This window comes from Pseudothauera nasutitermitis (assembly GCF_004801295.1).
In the GTDB taxonomy this organism is placed as follows: Bacteria; Pseudomonadota; Gammaproteobacteria; order Burkholderiales; family Rhodocyclaceae; genus Pseudothauera; species Pseudothauera nasutitermitis.
Genome location: NZ_SSOC01000012.1, coordinates 17,289 through 32,629 on the forward strand (window position 1 = coordinate 17,289; position 15,341 = coordinate 32,629).

14 protein-coding genes are annotated in these 15,341 nt (G+C 67.0%); 9 read left to right on the plus strand and 5 right to left on the minus strand.

Going from position 1 to position 15,341, the window contains the following annotated elements:
* The first annotated feature begins 13 nt into the window (after window positions 1-13).
* Window positions 14-1,402 (plus strand): sigma 54-interacting transcriptional regulator, encoded by a 1,389-nt coding sequence (locus E6C76_RS21805; RefSeq protein ID WP_136350382.1) that lies wholly within the window; start codon window positions 14-16, stop codon window positions 1,400-1,402.
* Between the two features lie 72 nt (window positions 1,403-1,474).
* Here the strand turns inward: E6C76_RS21805 and E6C76_RS21810 are convergent, their stop codons facing one another.
* Genes E6C76_RS21810 through atoD form a run of 4 tightly spaced genes read right to left on the minus strand, consistent with a single transcriptional unit; the run spans window position 1,475 to window position 5,343 of the window.
* Entirely contained in the window at window positions 1,475-2,653 is a 1,179-nt protein-coding gene (locus tag E6C76_RS21810; RefSeq protein WP_136350383.1) for an acetyl-CoA C-acetyltransferase, read from the minus strand.
* A 19-nt stretch (window positions 2,654-2,672) separates the two neighbouring features.
* Window positions 2,673-4,016 carry a TIGR00366 family protein gene (locus E6C76_RS21815; protein WP_136350384.1) on the minus strand — a complete coding sequence of 448 codons (1,344 nt, stop codon included), beginning with the start codon at window positions 4,014-4,016 and terminating at the stop codon, window positions 2,673-2,675.
* Window positions 4,013-4,678 carry a 3-oxoacid CoA-transferase subunit B gene (locus tag E6C76_RS21820; RefSeq protein ID WP_136350385.1) on the minus strand — a complete coding sequence of 222 codons (666 nt, stop codon included), beginning with the start codon at window positions 4,676-4,678 and terminating at the stop codon, window positions 4,013-4,015. Before E6C76_RS21820 ends, E6C76_RS21815 begins: the two co-directional genes overlap by 4 nt.
* A gap of 14 nt (window positions 4,679-4,692) precedes the next feature.
* Window positions 4,693-5,343 (minus strand): acetate CoA-transferase subunit alpha, encoded by a 651-nt coding sequence (atoD, locus tag E6C76_RS21825; RefSeq protein ID WP_136350386.1) that lies wholly within the window; start codon window positions 5,341-5,343, stop codon window positions 4,693-4,695.
* 281 nt (window positions 5,344-5,624) lie between these two features.
* Between atoD and E6C76_RS21830 the strand changes: the two genes are divergently transcribed.
* The 3 genes from E6C76_RS21830 to hrpA are packed head-to-tail and all read left to right on the plus strand — an operon-like array spanning window position 5,625 to window position 11,483.
* Window positions 5,625-6,887, plus strand: a complete 1,263-nt coding sequence (locus tag E6C76_RS21830; RefSeq protein ID WP_136350387.1) for a mechanosensitive ion channel family protein — start codon at window positions 5,625-5,627, stop codon at window positions 6,885-6,887.
* 21 nt (window positions 6,888-6,908) lie between these two features.
* A complete protein-coding gene (gene crcB / locus E6C76_RS21835; protein WP_136350388.1) occupies window positions 6,909-7,304 on the plus strand; it encodes a fluoride efflux transporter CrcB in 396 nt (131 codons plus the stop codon).
* An 18-nt stretch (window positions 7,305-7,322) separates the two neighbouring features.
* A complete protein-coding gene (gene hrpA, locus E6C76_RS21840) occupies window positions 7,323-11,483 on the plus strand; it encodes an ATP-dependent RNA helicase HrpA (protein WP_136350389.1) in 4,161 nt (1,386 codons plus the stop codon).
* Between the two features lie 19 nt (window positions 11,484-11,502).
* Here hrpA and E6C76_RS21845 read toward each other — a convergent pair whose 3' ends face one another.
* The gene (locus E6C76_RS21845) at window positions 11,503-11,853 is read right to left on the minus strand and encodes a hypothetical protein (protein ID WP_136350390.1); all 351 of its coding nucleotides are present in this window, start codon (window positions 11,851-11,853) and stop codon (window positions 11,503-11,505) included.
* A 231-nt stretch (window positions 11,854-12,084) separates the two neighbouring features.
* Between E6C76_RS21845 and rpsF the strand changes: the two genes are divergently transcribed.
* The 5 genes from rpsF to dnaB all read left to right on the plus strand — a co-directional run bounded on the left by rpsF (window position 12,085) and on the right by dnaB (window position 15,044).
* The gene (gene rpsF, locus E6C76_RS21850; RefSeq protein ID WP_136350391.1) at window positions 12,085-12,468 is read left to right on the plus strand and encodes a 30S ribosomal protein S6; all 384 of its coding nucleotides are present in this window, start codon (window positions 12,085-12,087) and stop codon (window positions 12,466-12,468) included.
* Between the two features lie 40 nt (window positions 12,469-12,508).
* The gene (gene priB / locus E6C76_RS21855) at window positions 12,509-12,784 is read left to right on the plus strand and encodes a primosomal replication protein N (RefSeq protein WP_230976364.1); all 276 of its coding nucleotides are present in this window, start codon (window positions 12,509-12,511) and stop codon (window positions 12,782-12,784) included.
* Between the two features lie 2 nt (window positions 12,785-12,786).
* Window positions 12,787-13,053, plus strand: coding sequence for a 30S ribosomal protein S18 (gene rpsR, locus E6C76_RS21860; protein WP_136350393.1), 267 nt, complete (start codon window positions 12,787-12,789; stop codon window positions 13,051-13,053).
* A gap of 15 nt (window positions 13,054-13,068) precedes the next feature.
* Window positions 13,069-13,521 carry a 50S ribosomal protein L9 gene (gene rplI / locus E6C76_RS21865; RefSeq protein ID WP_136350394.1) on the plus strand — a complete coding sequence of 151 codons (453 nt, stop codon included), beginning with the start codon at window positions 13,069-13,071 and terminating at the stop codon, window positions 13,519-13,521.
* Between the two features lie 119 nt (window positions 13,522-13,640).
* Window positions 13,641-15,044, plus strand: coding sequence for a replicative DNA helicase (dnaB, locus tag E6C76_RS21870; RefSeq protein WP_136350395.1), 1,404 nt, complete (start codon window positions 13,641-13,643; stop codon window positions 15,042-15,044).
* The last annotated feature ends 297 nt before the right edge of the window (window positions 15,045-15,341 follow it).

Consider the following 15,341-nt stretch of genomic DNA (forward strand, 5'->3'; position numbering starts at 1 on the left):
ACCGGAGTTTGCAATGCCGTCTCATCGAATACTGATTGCCGACGACCAGGACAGCGTGCGCCGGCTGATCTCCGTGGTGCTGGAGAAGGAAGGCTACCGGACCGTCTGCGTGGCCGATGGCGCGCAGGCCATCGATGCCTTCCGCGCCGAGGCCTTCGACCTGGTGCTGCTGGACATCCGCATGCCCGGCGTGGACGGGCTGGAGGCCCTGCGGCGGATGAAGGAGATGCGCGCCGAAGTGCCGATGATCCTGATGACCGCCTACGCCGGCGTGGAAACGGCGGTGGATGCGCTCAAGCTCGGCGCCTTCGACTACATCGTCAAACCCTTCGACGTCGAGGACCTCAAGCAGCTCATCGGCAAGGCGCTGGAACTGAGCACGCTGAGCCGCGCCGCGCCCGCGCTGCACTGCATCGAACTGCCCAACAGCAACGACCGCCACGAGCGCATCCTCACCGACTGCCCGAACATGATGGAGGTGTGCCGCAACATCGCCAAGGTGTCGCAGACCAACGCCACCGTGCTGATCGTCGGCGAGAGCGGCACGGGCAAGGAACTGGTCGCCAAGGCCATCCACTACCACAGCAAGCGCGCCACCGGCCCGTTCATCAAGGTCAATTGCGGCGCCCTGCCGGAGAGCCTGCTGGAAAGCACGCTGTTCGGCCACGAGAAGGGCGCGTTCACCGGCGCGCAGAGCAGCCAGCCCGGCCTGTTCTGGCGCGCCAACCACGGCACCCTGCTGCTCGACGAGGTGGGCGAGATGTCGCCCGCCTTGCAGGTGAAATTCCTGCGCGTGCTGCAGGAAAAGGAATTCGAGCCGATCGGCGGGCTGCATCCGATCAAGACCGATTTCCGTCTGATCGCCGCGACTAACCGCGATCTGCAAGACATGGTGGAGGCGGGGACCTTCCGCCAGGACCTGTTCTACCGCCTCAACGTGATGACCCTCAACCCGCCGCCGCTGCGCGAGCGCCCGGCGGACATCGTGCTGCTGGCGCGCCACTTCATGCAGCGCTTCTGCGCGGAGAACGACAAGAAGATCATCGACTTCTCGCCCGAGGCCATCGCCGCGATGAATGTCTACCCCTGGCCGGGCAACATCCGCGAACTGTCCAACGCGGTGGAGCGCGCGGTGATCCTCGCCGCCGGCGCCTTCATCGGCGTGGAAGACCTGCCCGCGCAGATCGGCCGGCCCGACGGCGACGATGCCTTCCCCACGCTGCGCGCGGGCGAGAGCAGCCTGAAGGAATGCGTGAAGAACTTCGAGCGCGAACTGATCGAAAGCACGCTGCGCCAGCACAACGGCCACCGCGAACTGACCGCCAAGGCGCTCGGGGTGAGCAAGCGCACGCTGCTGTACAAGCTGCAGGAGCACGACCTGCAGGGCACGCGGGAATCCTGAGCAAGCAACAAAAGACAGGGGCCCGGCCGCATGTGGCGCGGCCGGGCCCCTGTTCGGTTCACGCGTGCCGGATCAGACGCGCTCGACGATCACCGCCGTGCCCTGGCCGCCGCCGATGCACAGCGTGGCTAGGCCGAGTTGCGCATCGGCCGCCTGCATGCCGTGCAGCAGGGTGACCAGGATGCGCGTGCCGCTGGCGCCGATGGGATGGCCCAGGGCGATGGCGCCGCCATGCACGTTGACCTTGTCGGGGTCGAAACCCAGCTCCGCCGCCACGCCCAGCGACTGCGCGGCGAAGGCCTCGTTGGCCTCGATCAGGTCGATGTCGCCCAACTGCAGGCCGGCCTTGGCGAGCGCCTTGCGCGTGGCCGGCACCGGGCCCAGGCCCATCAGCGCGGGATCGACCCCGGCGCTGGCGTAGCCGCGCACGCGGGCGAGCGGCTGCAGGCCCAGTTCCTTGGCCTTGCGCTCGGTCATCAGCACCACGGCGGCGGCGCCGTCGTTGATGCCCGAGGCGTTGCCGGCGGTCACCGTGCCGTCCTTCTTGAAGGCCGGCTTGAGCTTGGCCAGCCCCTCGGCGGTGACGTCGGCGCGCGGATACTCGTCGCGGGCGAAGACGATGTCGCCCTTGCGCGAGGCGATGGTCACCGGAACGATCTCCTTGTCGAACACGCCGTCGGCCACCGCCTTGGAGGCGCGCTGCTGGGAACGCAGCGCGAAGGCATCCTGCGCCTCGCGGGTGATGCCGTGCTTCTCGGCGACGTTCTCGGCGGTGATGCCCATGTGGTACAGGTTCATGGCGCAGCTCAGGCCGTCGGAGATCATCGTGTCGATCAGCTGGCCGTTGCCCATGCGGTAGCCCCAGCGCGCCTTGTCGAGCACATAGGCCGCGGTGGACATGTTCTCCATGCCGCCGGCGACGATGATTTCGGCATCTCCGGCGAGCAGCGCCTGCACCGCCAGGGTCACGCTTTTCAGCCCGGAGCCGCATACCTTGCTGACCCCGAATACCGGCACCGCGTCCGGCACGCCGGCGCGCAGCGCGGCCTGGCGCGGCGGGTTCTGCCCCTGGCCGGCCTGCAGCACGTGGCCCATGATCACCTCATCCACCTGGGTGGCCTGGATGCCGGCGCGGGCGATGGCCTCGCGGATCACCACCGCGCCCAGTTCCGCCGCGCTCACCGGGGCCAGGGCGCCGTTGAAGGTGCCGATGGGGGTGCGTGTGGCACTGACGATTACGATGTTTTCCATGGTGTAAGTCCTCTCCTGTTCAGAAGAACCACAGCCCGATCAGGAAGATCGGCGCGGTGAAGATCAGCGCGGTCATGCAGTAGCCCATGATGTCGCGCACGCCCAGGCCGGCGATGGCCAGCGCCGGCAGCGCCCAGAACGGCTGCGCCATGTTCATCCACTGCTCGCCGTAGGCGATCGCCATCGTCGCCTTGCCCAGGTCGGCCCCCAGCGCCTGTGCGGCGGGGATGACGAAGGGGCCCTGCACCACCCAGTGGCCACCGCCCGAGGGCACCGCGAAGTTGATCATCGCGGAGCTGAGGAAGGTCAGTACCGGGAAGGTGTCCTTGGTGGCGATGTCGATGAAGAAGTCGGTGATCAGCCCGCCCAGGCCGGAGTGCTCCATCATCAACTGGATGCCTGCGTAGAACGGGAACTGGATGAGGATGCCCGCGGTGCTCTTGGCCGCGTGCGAAACCGCGCGCATGTAGGCCATCGGCGTCTTGTGCAGCAGGATGCCGGCGATCAGGAAGATCAGGTTCACCGTGTTGATGGTGATGTTGAAGCCCTTCGCGCGGAAGTAGATCACCAGGTAGGAGACCCCCAGCAGGCCGATGATCCACGACAGCAGGCGGCTTTCCTCCATCTTCTCGGCCACGCTGGCGTCCGGGCCGATCTTCTTCTGGAAGTCCGGCTCCGGCGCCAGCAGCGCCGGGTTTACCGTCACCACCTGGCCGTTCTTGGGGAACATCATGCGGGTGACGAAGGGCAGCAGCACGACCAGACCCAGGGTGATGAAGATGTTGTAGCCGGTGAAGATGGTCTGGGTAATCGGGATGATGCCGTCCGGGTTGGCCTCGGTGACCATGTAGTGCGCCACCGGGTTGCCCGGCGTGGCCGCCAGCAAGGGCATGGAGCCGGAGAAGCCACCGCCCCAGGTCATGAAGGCGATGTAGGCGCAGGCGATCAGCAGCGGGTAGTCCGAACCCGGAATGCGCCGCGCCACCTCGCGGGCGAACATGGCGCCGACCACCAGGCCGAAACCCCAGTTGATGATGCAGGCGATGGAGCCGATGAAGGTCACCAGCATCACCCCCTGTACCGGGGTCTTGGCGATGGAGGCCGTGATGCCGAGCAGGTTCTTGACCGGACCGGAACTGGCGAGCGCGTGGCCGGTGACCACGATCAGCGCCATCTGCATGCCGAAGGCCAGCAGGTTCCAGAAGCCGTCGCCCCACATCTTCACCAGGCTGGCCGGCGTGCTGTCGGTCAGCCCGAGCGCGCTGAAGTAGGTGATCAGCGTGAGCAGCAGCGCGAAGATCAGCGGATCGGGCAGATACCGGCTGACGAAGTTGCTCATGAAGCGCGAAATCTGGCCGATCATGATGGCATCCCCGTCTGGCTGATCTGCATTTCAGCGAAGTCCGGCGAAACCGCGAAATCCGCCGCGGTACTGGCGCGGATCTGCGCCAGATCGACGCCGGGCGCGTGTTCGCACAGGGTCAGCACGCCGTCCTCGAACTCGAATACCGCCAGTTCGGTGACGATGGTGCTGACCTTGCCCTTGGCGGTGAGCGGCAGCGTGCATTCCTTGAGGATCTTCGGCGCACCGTTCTTCGCGCAATGCTCCATGGCGATGATCACGCGGCGCGCGCCGGTCACCAGGTCCATGGCGCCGCCCATGCCCGGCACCATCTTGCCCGGCACCATCCAGTTGGCCAGGTTGGCGTGCTGGTCCACCTCCAGGCCGCCGAGCACGCAGGCATCCACGTGGCCGCCGCGGATCAGCGCGAAGGAGAAGGCGCTGTCGAACATCGCCGCGCCCGGCACCATGCCGCAAGGCTGGCCGCCGGCGTTGACCAGGTAGGGGTCTTCTTCGGTGACCGGGCCAAGGCCGAGGAAACCGTTTTCCGACTGCAGGGTGATGGTGACGTCTTCCGGCAGGTAGTTGGCCACCAGGGTCGGCAGGCCGATGCCCAGGTTCACCACGTCGCCGTCGTTGAGTTCGAGCGCCACGCGGCGCGCGATCAGTTCTTTCGCATTCATTTTTTCTCTCCCTCTCAGTGGCACACGATGTAATCGACCAGCACGCCCGGGGTCATCACGTCGTCCGGGTCGATCTCGCCGACTTCCACCAGATGCTCGGTCTCGGCGATCACCTTGTCGGCCGCGAGCGCCACGATGGGATTGAAGTTGCGCGCGGACAGGCGGTAGCGCAGGTTGCCCGCGCGGTCGGCCTTGTGCGCCTGCACGATGGCCAGGTCGGCGCGCAGCGCCTGTTCGAGCAGGTACTCGACGCCCTGGATGGTGATTTTCTGCTTGCCGTCCTCGACCACGGTGCCCACGCCGGTGGGCGTCAGGAAGCCGCCGAGGCCGGCGCCGCCGCAGCGGATGCGCTCGATCAGCGTGCCCTGGGGCACCAGCTCCACTTCCATCTCGGCGGCCATCATCCTGCGGCCGGTTTCCGGGTTCAGGCCGATGTGTGTGGCGATCACCTTGCGCACGCGGTCGTGGGTGATCAGCGGACCGACGCCGGTATCGACGAAGGCGGTGTCGTTACCGATGATGGTCAGCTCCTTGACGCCGGAATCCATGATGGCCTGCACGATGGCCTTGGGCGTGCCGTTGCCCATGAAGCCGCCGAATAGGATGCTCATGCCGTCGCGCAGATGTTCGGCGATCCGGTCTACCGCCAGTTCTTTCGATTTCATTTTCTCCACTCCTGTTACGGACTACGAACTAAGCAATAGGCGGGTTCGCAATATCGGTGCCAGTGGAGTGGTTTTTCTATCCTGCTGATAAATAGGGGATTTGCTTTTCCGGAAAAATGAAATCGGCGCAACTTCTTGCACCTGGGGTGCAAGCCTTTGCATGGCCGCCCCGCCGTGCCCGGGCGGGCGGAGCCGGAGCGGGCGAGAGGGCTGCCGGTATAATCGGCATTCGTGTTGCGCTGCAAGGTAGCGTGGCGGACGAACACAGAAGGAGGAAACCGATGACCGGGCGCATCGAAGAATTCGTTCAATGGTTTGAACTGCACCCGCTGGGGGCGCTGGGCCTGCTGGTGCTGTTGTCCTGGCTGGCCAACTGGCTCACCAAACACATCCTGCTGCGCGGCCTGGGCCGTCTGGTGGCGTTGCTCGACCGGGTGAAGAATGAGCAGCTTTCCCCCATGCGGGTCATCGCCCGGCTGGCCAACGTGGTGCCGGCGCTGGTGCTCTCGGTGGGCATCGGCATGATCCCCGGCCTGCCCGAGGCGCTGGTGAAGGTGGTGGTGAATGTCAGCAGCGCCTTCGTCGTGCTGACCATCGCGCTCGCCGTGGGCGGCGCGCTGGATCTGGCGAACGCCCTCTACGAGCGCCGCCCGGATGCCCATCGGCGGCCGATCAAGGGCTACGTGCAGGTGCTCAAGATCGTCGTGTATGTGTTCACCACCATCCTGGTGATCGCCAGCCTGATCGACCGCTCGCCGCTGATCCTGCTCTCCGGCCTGGGCGCGATGGCCGCGGTGCTCATGCTGATCTTTCAGGACACCCTGCTGTCGCTGGTGGCCAGCGTGCAGCTCGGCTCCAACGACATGGTGCGCGTGGGCGACTGGATCGAGATGCCGGGGCAGAACGCCGACGGCGACGTGATCGACATCGCCCTGCACACGGTGAAGGTGCAGAACTGGGACAAGACCATCACCACCATCCCGACCAAGAGGCTGATCAGCGATTCCTTCAAGAACTGGCGCGGCATGCAGGAATCCGGCGGGCGGCGCATCAAGCGCAGCCTGTTCCTCGACCAGCAGAGCGTGCGCTTCCTCACCGATGCGGAAATCGCCCGCCTGAGCCGCTTCGCGCTGCTCGGCGAATACCTGGAAGGCAAGCGCAGCGAACTGGGCGAGTGGAACAACGAGCACGCCGATGGCGCCAGCGAAGAGGTCAACCGCCGCCGGCTGACCAACATCGGCACCTTCCGCGCCTATGTGGAGCGCTACCTGCGCAAGCATCCCGGCATCCACCAGGGCATGACGCTGATGGTGCGCCAGCTCGCGCCGACCGCCGAGGGCCTGCCGCTGGAGCTGTACTGCTTCACCGCGACCACCGCCTGGGTGGCGTACGAAGGCATCCAGGCCGACATCTTCGACCACCTGCTGGCCGTGGTGCCGGAATTCGGCCTGCGCGTGTTCCAGGCGCCCAGCGGTGCCGACATGCGTACGCTGGGGCAGGATCTGCGCGTGGTGGCGCAGCGCGCCGAAGCGGCCGCCGGGTAAGCGCATAACCAAGAGGCCGGCATGTCCGCGCAATCGTCCCTCGTCTCCTTCCTCGCCGTCGGCATCGGCGGCGCCTGCGGCACCTGGCTGCGCTGGGGGCTGGGCATCTGGCTGAATCCGCTGTTCGCCCCGCTGCCGTTGGGCACGCTGGCCGTCAACCTGGGCGGCGGCCTGCTGATGGGCATGGTGCTGGCCGCCGTGCACGCCTGGCCGGCGATGTCCCCCGCGCTCAAGCTGCTGCTGACCACCGGCCTGCTCGGCGGCATGACCACCTTCTCCACCTTTTCCGCCGAAGGCCTGTTGCTTGCCCAGCGCGGCGCCTGGGGCTGGCTGGCGGTGCATACCGTGGCCCATGTGGCCGGTGCGCTGCTGGCGGCCTGGGCGGGCTATACGCTGTTCAATCTGTTGCGTGCCTGAGTGTCCGAACCTGTTCCGATGAAACCCGCTGCCGTCGGCGCGGGGGTGTCCTTCGACGATTGCCTGGCCGCCGACCGCGGGCGGCTGATCGGCCTGTCCCGCGCGCTGGGGCGCGCCAGCGGCGCCAAGCGCGACAAGCTGCAGGCCGACCTGGAGGCGCTGCTGAGCCGTTCGCGCGCCGCGGTGGCCGCCCGCCGCGCCGCGCTGCCGCGTCCCGAATTCCCCGAAGACCTGCCGGTCAACCAGCGCCGTGCGGAAATTGCCGCTGCCATCCGCGACCACCAGGTCATCATCGTCTGCGGCGAAACCGGCTCCGGCAAGACCACCCAGCTGCCCAAGATCTGCCTGGAACTCGGGCGCGGCGCGCATGGGCTGATCGGCCACACCCAGCCGCGCCGCATCGCCGCGCGCAGCACCGCCGCGCGCATCGCCCAGGAACTGAAGTCCGAACTGGGCCAGGCGGTGGGCTACAAGATCCGCTTCACCGACCGGCTGTCGCCGTCCTCCGCCATCAAGCTGATGACCGACGGCATCTTGCTCGCCGAAACCCAGGGCGATCCGTGGCTGTCCGCCTACGACACGCTGATCGTCGACGAGGCTCACGAGCGCAGCCTGAACATCGACTTCCTGCTCGGCTACCTGCGTACCCTGCTGCCGCGCCGGCCGGATCTGAAGCTGATCGTCACCTCCGCCACGCTGGACGCCGAACGCTTCGCCCGCCACTTCGCCGATGGCGCGGGCCGGCCCGCGCCGGTCATCGAAGTCTCCGGCCGCCTCTACCCCATCGAAATGCGCTACCGCCCGGTGGCCGAGGATGAGGGGGGCGGCAAGAGCGACAGCAACGCCAACGCCCCCGGCCGGCGCGACGCCAAAAAGCGCGATCTGTACGAAGCTCTGGTGGATGCGGTGGACGAGGCCCAGGCCAGCGGCCCCGGCGACGTGCTGGTGTTCCTCCCCGGCGAGCGCGAAATCCGCGAGGCCGCCGAAGCCCTGCGCCACGCCCACCATGCCGCCGGCACCGAAATCCTGCCCCTGTTCGCCCGCCAGTCCGCGCAGGAACAGGCGCGCGTGTTCGCCGGCTCCAAGGGCCGCCGCGTGGTGCTGGCCACCAACGTGGCGGAAACCTCGCTCACCGTGCCGGGCATCCGCTACGTGGTCGATACCGGCCTGGCGCGCGTCAAACGCTACAGCTACCGCAACAAGGTCGAGCAGCTGCAGGTGGAAAAGGTCGCCCAGTCCGCCGCGCGCCAGCGCGCCGGGCGCTGCGGGCGGGTGATGGACGGCATCTGCTTCCGCCTGTACGGCGAGGACGATTTCGAGCGCCGCCCCGCGCACACCGATCCGGAAATCCTGCGCTCCTCGCTGGCCGGGGTGATCCTGCGCATGAAGGCGCTCGGCCTGGGCGCGGTGGAGGATTTTCCCTTCATCGACCCGCCCTCGCCGCGCATGATCGGCGACGGCTACCAGCTGCTCGCCGAGCTCGGCGCGGTCACCGACGACGACGCGCGCGAGCTCACCCCGGTGGGCCGCGAACTCGCCAAGCTGCCGCTCGACCCCAAGGTCGGCCGCATGATCCTCGCCGCGCGCGAACGTGCTTGCCTGGGCGAGATGCTGGTGGTGGCCGCCGCCCTGTCCGTGCAGGACCCGCGCGAACGCCCGCAGGACAACCCCGGCGCCGCCGATCAGGCACATGCGCGCTTCCGTGGCGGCGAGCAGGACCAGCGTTCCGAATTTCTCTGGTACCTGCACCTGTGGCGCGCCTGGAACGAGGTACAGCGCCACGAGACGTCCAGCAAGCAGAAAGCCTGGTGCAAGAAGCACTACCTTTCCTGGCTGCGCCTGCGCGAATGGCGCGACGTGTACAACCAGCTCCACGCCCTGTGCGCCGAGCATGGCTGGCACCCGGAAGGCGAGGAGGGCGAGGGGGGCGGCAAACCGGCCACGGCGGGCAAGAACACGGCAGGCAAGGCCGCCGCGCCCGCCGCCGAGGCGCGCCCGATCGCCTACGAGCCGCTGCACAAGGCCCTGCTCGCTGGCCTGCTCGGCCACATCGGCTGCCGCGCCGAGGACGCCTCCGGCCCGCAGGCCGGCAGCTACCTGGGCGCGCGGGGCATCCGCTTCTGGCCGCATCCGGGCTCGGCGCTCGCCAGGAAGGCCGGCAAATGGATCATGGCCGCCGAACTGGTCGATACCACCCGCCTGTTCGCGCGCTGCCTGGCGCGCATCGAACCGGAATGGGTGGAAGAGGTCGGCGCCCACCTGCTGCGCCGCCACGTCTTCGAACCGCACTGGTCCAAGAGCGCAGGCAGCGTGCGCGCCTGGGAGCGCGGCACCGTGCACGGCCTGGTGCTGTACGCGCGGCGCGGCGTGGGCTACCGCGACACCGACCCCGCACTGTGCCGCGAACTGTTCATCCGCGAAGGGCTGGTGCAGGGCGAGATCGCCGAGGGCGCGGCGCGCGCCATGCCCTTCCTGCGCCACAACCTGAAACTGGTCGAGGAGATCGAGCGCCTCGAACACAAGAGCCGGCGCCCCGACGTGCTGGTGGATGAAGAACTCATCCACGCCTTCTATGACGCCAAGCTGCCGGCCGAGGTGGTCGATCTGCCCAGCTTCGAACGCTGGCGCAAGCAGGCCGAGCGAGCAGAGCCGAAACTGCTCCACCTGGCCCGCGAACAACTGATGCGCCACGAGGCCGAGGGCATCACCACCGACCGCTTCCCGGCGCATTTCGAAGTGCTCGGCCAGGCGCTCAAGCTCGCCTACCTGCATGCGCCGGGCGAGGCCGACGATGGCGTTACCCTGACCGTGCCGCTGGCCATGCTCAACCAGATCCCCGCCGCGCGCTGCGAATGGCTGGTGCCCGGCCTGCTGGAAGAAAAGGTCGCCGCGCTGCTGCGCACCGTACCGCAGAAGCACCGCCACCGGCTGCAGCCCATCGCCGACAGCGCGGCGGCCTTCATGGCGCTGTTCGAGGCCGGCGAACTGGATACCGACGACGCGCTGCTGCGTGCGCTGCAGGCTTTCGTCGAAGAGCGCGTGTCGCTCAAGCTGCCGCTGGAATCCTTCCGCGCGGAAAACCTCCATCTGCACTGCTTCATGAATTTCCGCGTGATCGACGAACACGGCCGCGTGCTCGGCCAGTCGCGCGATCTTGCCGAATTGCGCGCGCGCTACCGCGAGCAGATCGCCAACCGCTTCCGCGCCGCGCGCATCGACAACGTCGGTGCGCCGGCCGGGGCACCGCCGGCGGGAAAGAAATCACAGGAAGCGCCCACGGATGCCGTCGCCAAGCCACAGGCGGCGGCCGCTAAGCCCGCCGGCGTGCCGGGCGGGCTGATCGCCTGGACCTTCGGCGCCCTGCCGGAACTGCTGGAAATCCGCGTGGACGGCCGCGAGGTGATCGGTTTCCCCGCCCTGCACGACGACGGCGACAGCGTCTCGCTGCGCCCCTACGACACGCCCGAGGAAGCCGCGCGCATCCACGCGGGCGGCTTGGCCCGCCTGTTTGCGCTGAATCTGAAGGATCAGGTGCGCGCCATCGAGAAACTGCCGGGGCTGCGCGAACTGGCGCTGCAAATGATGCCTTTCTGCTCCGACGCCGAGCTGAAATCCCGCCTGGTCGCGGCCACCCTGCGCCGCTGCTGCCTGCAAGAACCCTGGCCCGCGGACGCCGAATCCTTCGCGCGGCGCTGCGCCGAGGCCAAGCCGCGCATCACGCTGGTGGCGCAGGAATTCATGCGCCTGGCCGGGCAGTTGGCCGTCGAGTACGCGGCCCTGCAAAAGCGCCTGTCCGGACTGAAGACCTTTCCCGAAGCGGTCGCGGACATCCAGGCGCAGATCGCCGCGCTGCTGCCGCGCGACTTCCTGCTCGCCCATCCGTGGGAGCGCCTCGCGCAGTTGCCGCGTTACCTGAAGGGGGCGTCGATCCGCCTCGACAAACTCCGCAACAACCCCGCGCGCGACGCGCAGTTGCTGGGCGAATGGCAGGCGCTGGCCCGCCAGTGGGAGCGCGAACAGATCGCCAAGCGCCGTGCCGGCGTGGAAGATCCGCGTCTGGAGGAATTCCGCTGGCTGCTGGAAGAACTGCGCGTGGGGCTGTTCGCCCAGGAACTGAAGACGCCGATGCCGGTATCGGTGAAGCGCCTGCAGAAAATCTGGGAAGCGCGCCCGCGCTGAGGCGCGCTTCCGGCCGGATTCAGCGCAGCGGAATGACCACCGGCGGCAGGTTGATGACCACCGCGGGTGCCGGCGCGCGGCGGTAGCCGCGGTCGTAATAGGCCGGGTAGGCCGGATACGGCGGATAGTAGTAGTGGCGCTGCACCACGCGCGGAGGTGGCTGGTAGTAGCGCTCGCGCACCACCACGACCTCGCGCGGTCCGCGATGGCGGTCGTAGCCCGGGCGATGATCGCGCTGTCCGCCCCAGGCCGGGCCGACCTGTGCCCAGCGCGACCCGCCGTGGGCTTCCACCGTGGCGGCGCCCAGGCCGAGCAGGCTGCCGCACAGCAGCATGGCGAACAGTTTGTTGGGACTGGCAAGGCTGGTCATGATGGCTCTCCGCTCGGCAAACGCGCCCGTGGCGCTCGTTCGGGATAGACCGCATGCTAAGGGCCGTGCTCCATGGCAGGCCGGCGGGAATGTAAGCAGGCATGTACGCCATCCGGCGCTGCCAATGGACGGCCTTTGATTTTTCTCGCGTTCTTGCTAAAATCGCGCGCTTTCCCTTGCCCCACTGGTTCTCGCATGCCGGGGGGCTGCCATCAACCGCAAGGAGTCTACATGCGACACTATGAAGTCGTTTTCATCGTCCACCCGGACCAGTCCGAACAGGTCCCGGCGATGATCGATCGCTACAAGGCGATCGTCACTGCCCGCGAAGGGCAGATCCACCGTCTGGAAGACTGGGGCCGCCGTCAACTGGCCTACCCGATCCAGAAGGTGCACAAGGCCCACTACGTGCTCATGAACATCGAGTGCGACGGCGAGGCCCTGGGTGAGCTGGAGCATTCCTTCAAGTTCAACGACGCCGTGCTGCGCCACCTCGTCATCAAGATGAAGAAGGCCGTGACCGCCCCGTCGCCGATGATGAAGGAAGAGAAGTCCCGCTCGCTGACCCCCGCCGCCGGCGAAGAGGAAAAGCCTGCCGAGGCGCAGTCCGCCTGAGGTGGCAACGCCGGGGCTGAATGAACTCCGCCTCGACGCCGTGCTCGCCGAGTTGCAGCCGTTGCGTCGAACTCCTGCGGGTGTGCCGGTACTGAACTGCGTGCTGGCGCATGAATCGGAACAGATCGAAGCGGATCGCCCGCGCGCTGTTTCGGTGGAACTGCAGGCGGTGGCGGTGGGCGAACTGGCCGGCATGCTGGCCGCGGCAGCCCCGGGCATGAGGATACGGGCCACCGGATTCATGGCGGCGAAGAGCCTTCGCAGCCGGGCGCCGGTGATGCACCTGAACAAGATCGAATTTCTGGAAGGAAACTGAAAATGGCTTTCAAGCCCAAGTTCAAGAAGAAGGACGACCGCGGCCGCGGCCTGTTCAAGCGCCGCAAGTTCTGCCGCTTCACCGCCGAGAAGGTCGAAGAGGTGGATTACAAGGACGTCGACGTGCTGAAGGATTTCATCACCGAAAACGCCAAGATCATGCCGGCGCGCATCACCGGCACCAAGGCCGGCTACCAGCGTCAGCTGTCGGTGGCCGTCAAGCGCGCACGCTTCCTGGCGCTGCTGCCGTACACCGACCTGCACCAGTAAGAGGGGAACGGGAACATGCAAATCATTCTTCTCGAAAAGGTCGTCAACCTCGGCGCCCTGGGCGACGTGGTCAAGGTCAAGGACGGCTACGCGCGCAACTACCTGATCCCGCAAGGCAAGGCCAAGCGTGCCAACGCCGCCAACCTGGCCGAGTTCGAGGCGCGCCGCGTCGAACTCGAACGTGCGCAGGCCGAAAAGCTGGGTTCCGCCCAGGAGCTGGCCGGCAAGCTGGAAGGCCTGCTGGTGCAGATCACCCGCAAGGCTGGCATGGACGGCCGCCTGTTCGGCTCCGTCACCAACGCCGACGTCGCCGAGGCGCTGGCTGCCCAGGGGTTCGAAATCGAGCGTTCCGCCATCCGCATGCCGGACGGTCCGCTGAAGCTGGTTGGCGATTTCCCGCTGGAAGTCGCGCTGCACTCCGACGTGGTGACCACCATCACCGTCTCCGTGCTCGGCGACCAGCAGTAAGCGCTGCTTGGGCACATCGACAAAAGGCTGCTTCGGCAGCCTTTTGTTTTTTGCGGAGCCGGCATGCCGGGCGCTCCGCTAGAATCCCCCTTTCCGCTTCATCGCATCCCGACCCGATCATGGCCAGTTCCGCCCGCAGCCGATCCCCGGAAGGCTTTTCCGACCCCCAGATCGCCGGCATCCGCCTGCCGCCGCATTCGCTGGAGGCCGAGCAGTCGCTGATCGGCGGCATCCTGCTCGACAACGCGGCCTGGGAGCGCGTGGCCGACCTGGTCAGCGAGGCGGATTTCTACCGCGACGACCACCGGCGCATCTACCGCCACGTCGCCAAGCTGATCGACTTCGGCAAGCCCGCCGACGTGGTCACCGTGTTCGAATCGCTGGAAAAGAGCGGCGAGGCCGAGCAGGCCGGGGGCATCGCCTATCTGGCGGAAATCGCCAACAGCACGCCATCGGCGGCCAACATCCGGCGCTATGCGGAAATCGTCCGCGAGCGTGCCATCCTGCGCAAACTGGTGACCGTCGGTGACGAAATCGCCGCCAGCGCGCTGGCGCCTTCGGGCAAGGACGCCAAGCTGCTGCTCGACGAGGCCGAGGCCAAGGTGTTCGAGATTGCCGAGGCGGGGGCGCGCCACAGCAGCGGCTTCGTCTCCATCCAGCCCATCCTGAAGCAGGTCGTCGATCGCGTTCAAGAGCTGTACGACCGCGACAACCCGAGCGATGTCACCGGCGTGCCGACCGGGCTGGTGGACCTCGACGGCATGACCTCCGGCCTGCAGCCCTCCGACATGATCGTCGTCGCCGGCCGTCCGGCGATGGGCAAGACCACCTTCGCGCTCAACGTCGCCGAACACATCGCCGTCGAACAGCGCCTTCCCGTGGCCATCTTCTCGATGGAAATGCCGGGCACCCAGCTGGCGACCCGTTTCATCTCCTCCATCGGCCGCATCGACCAGAGCAAGATCCGCTCCGGCCGCCTCGGCGACGAGGATTGGCAGCGCCTCACCGCTGCCATGGGCAAGCTTTACGATGCGCCGATCTTCATCGACGAAACCCCCGGCCTCAACCCCATCGACCTGCGCGCCCGCTGCCGCCGCCTCGCGCGCCAATGCGGCAAACTCGGCCTGATCGTCATCGACTACCTGCAACTGATGACTTCCACGCGAGAGGGCGACAACCGCGCAGCAGAACTGTCGGAAATCTCGCGTTCGGTGAAATCGCTGGCCAAGGAGCTGCACGTGCCGATCATCGCACTCTCCCAGCTCAACCGCAGTCTCGAGCAGCGCCCCAACAAGCGCCCGGTGATGTCTGACCTGCGCGAGTCTGGCGCCATCGAACAGGACGCGGACATCATCATGTTCATCTACCGGGACGAGGTGTACAACCCCGATTCCCCCGACAAAGGCACTGCGGAGCTGATCATCGGCAAGCATCGTAACGGCCCCACCGGCATGGTCCGCATGACCTTCATCGGCGAAAGCACGCGCTTCGAGAACTATTCGGGCGGCCCCGGTGCTTACTGAGTCAGGCCCGCCCACGCGTTTTTTCCCGTAAGCCTTGACACGATTCTTGTGGCCCCTATAATTCGCGGCTCTTCGCTGTTGGGCGGTCTGTTTTCCGGCCCTCTGGTCGAGCGCAGAAGCGGTTTTCGGGCGATTTGGCGGTTTGGGTTGTCCGGGGTTGGTTGGTTTGAGGGGGTTGACGAGTTTTCTGGATTGCCCCACAATCTCGCTTCTTCGCTGCTGGTGCAGCAGTTCTTTAAAAAGTTGAACAACCGATAAGTGTGGGTGCTTGGTTGTTGTGCGGCCGAGCCATCTTCG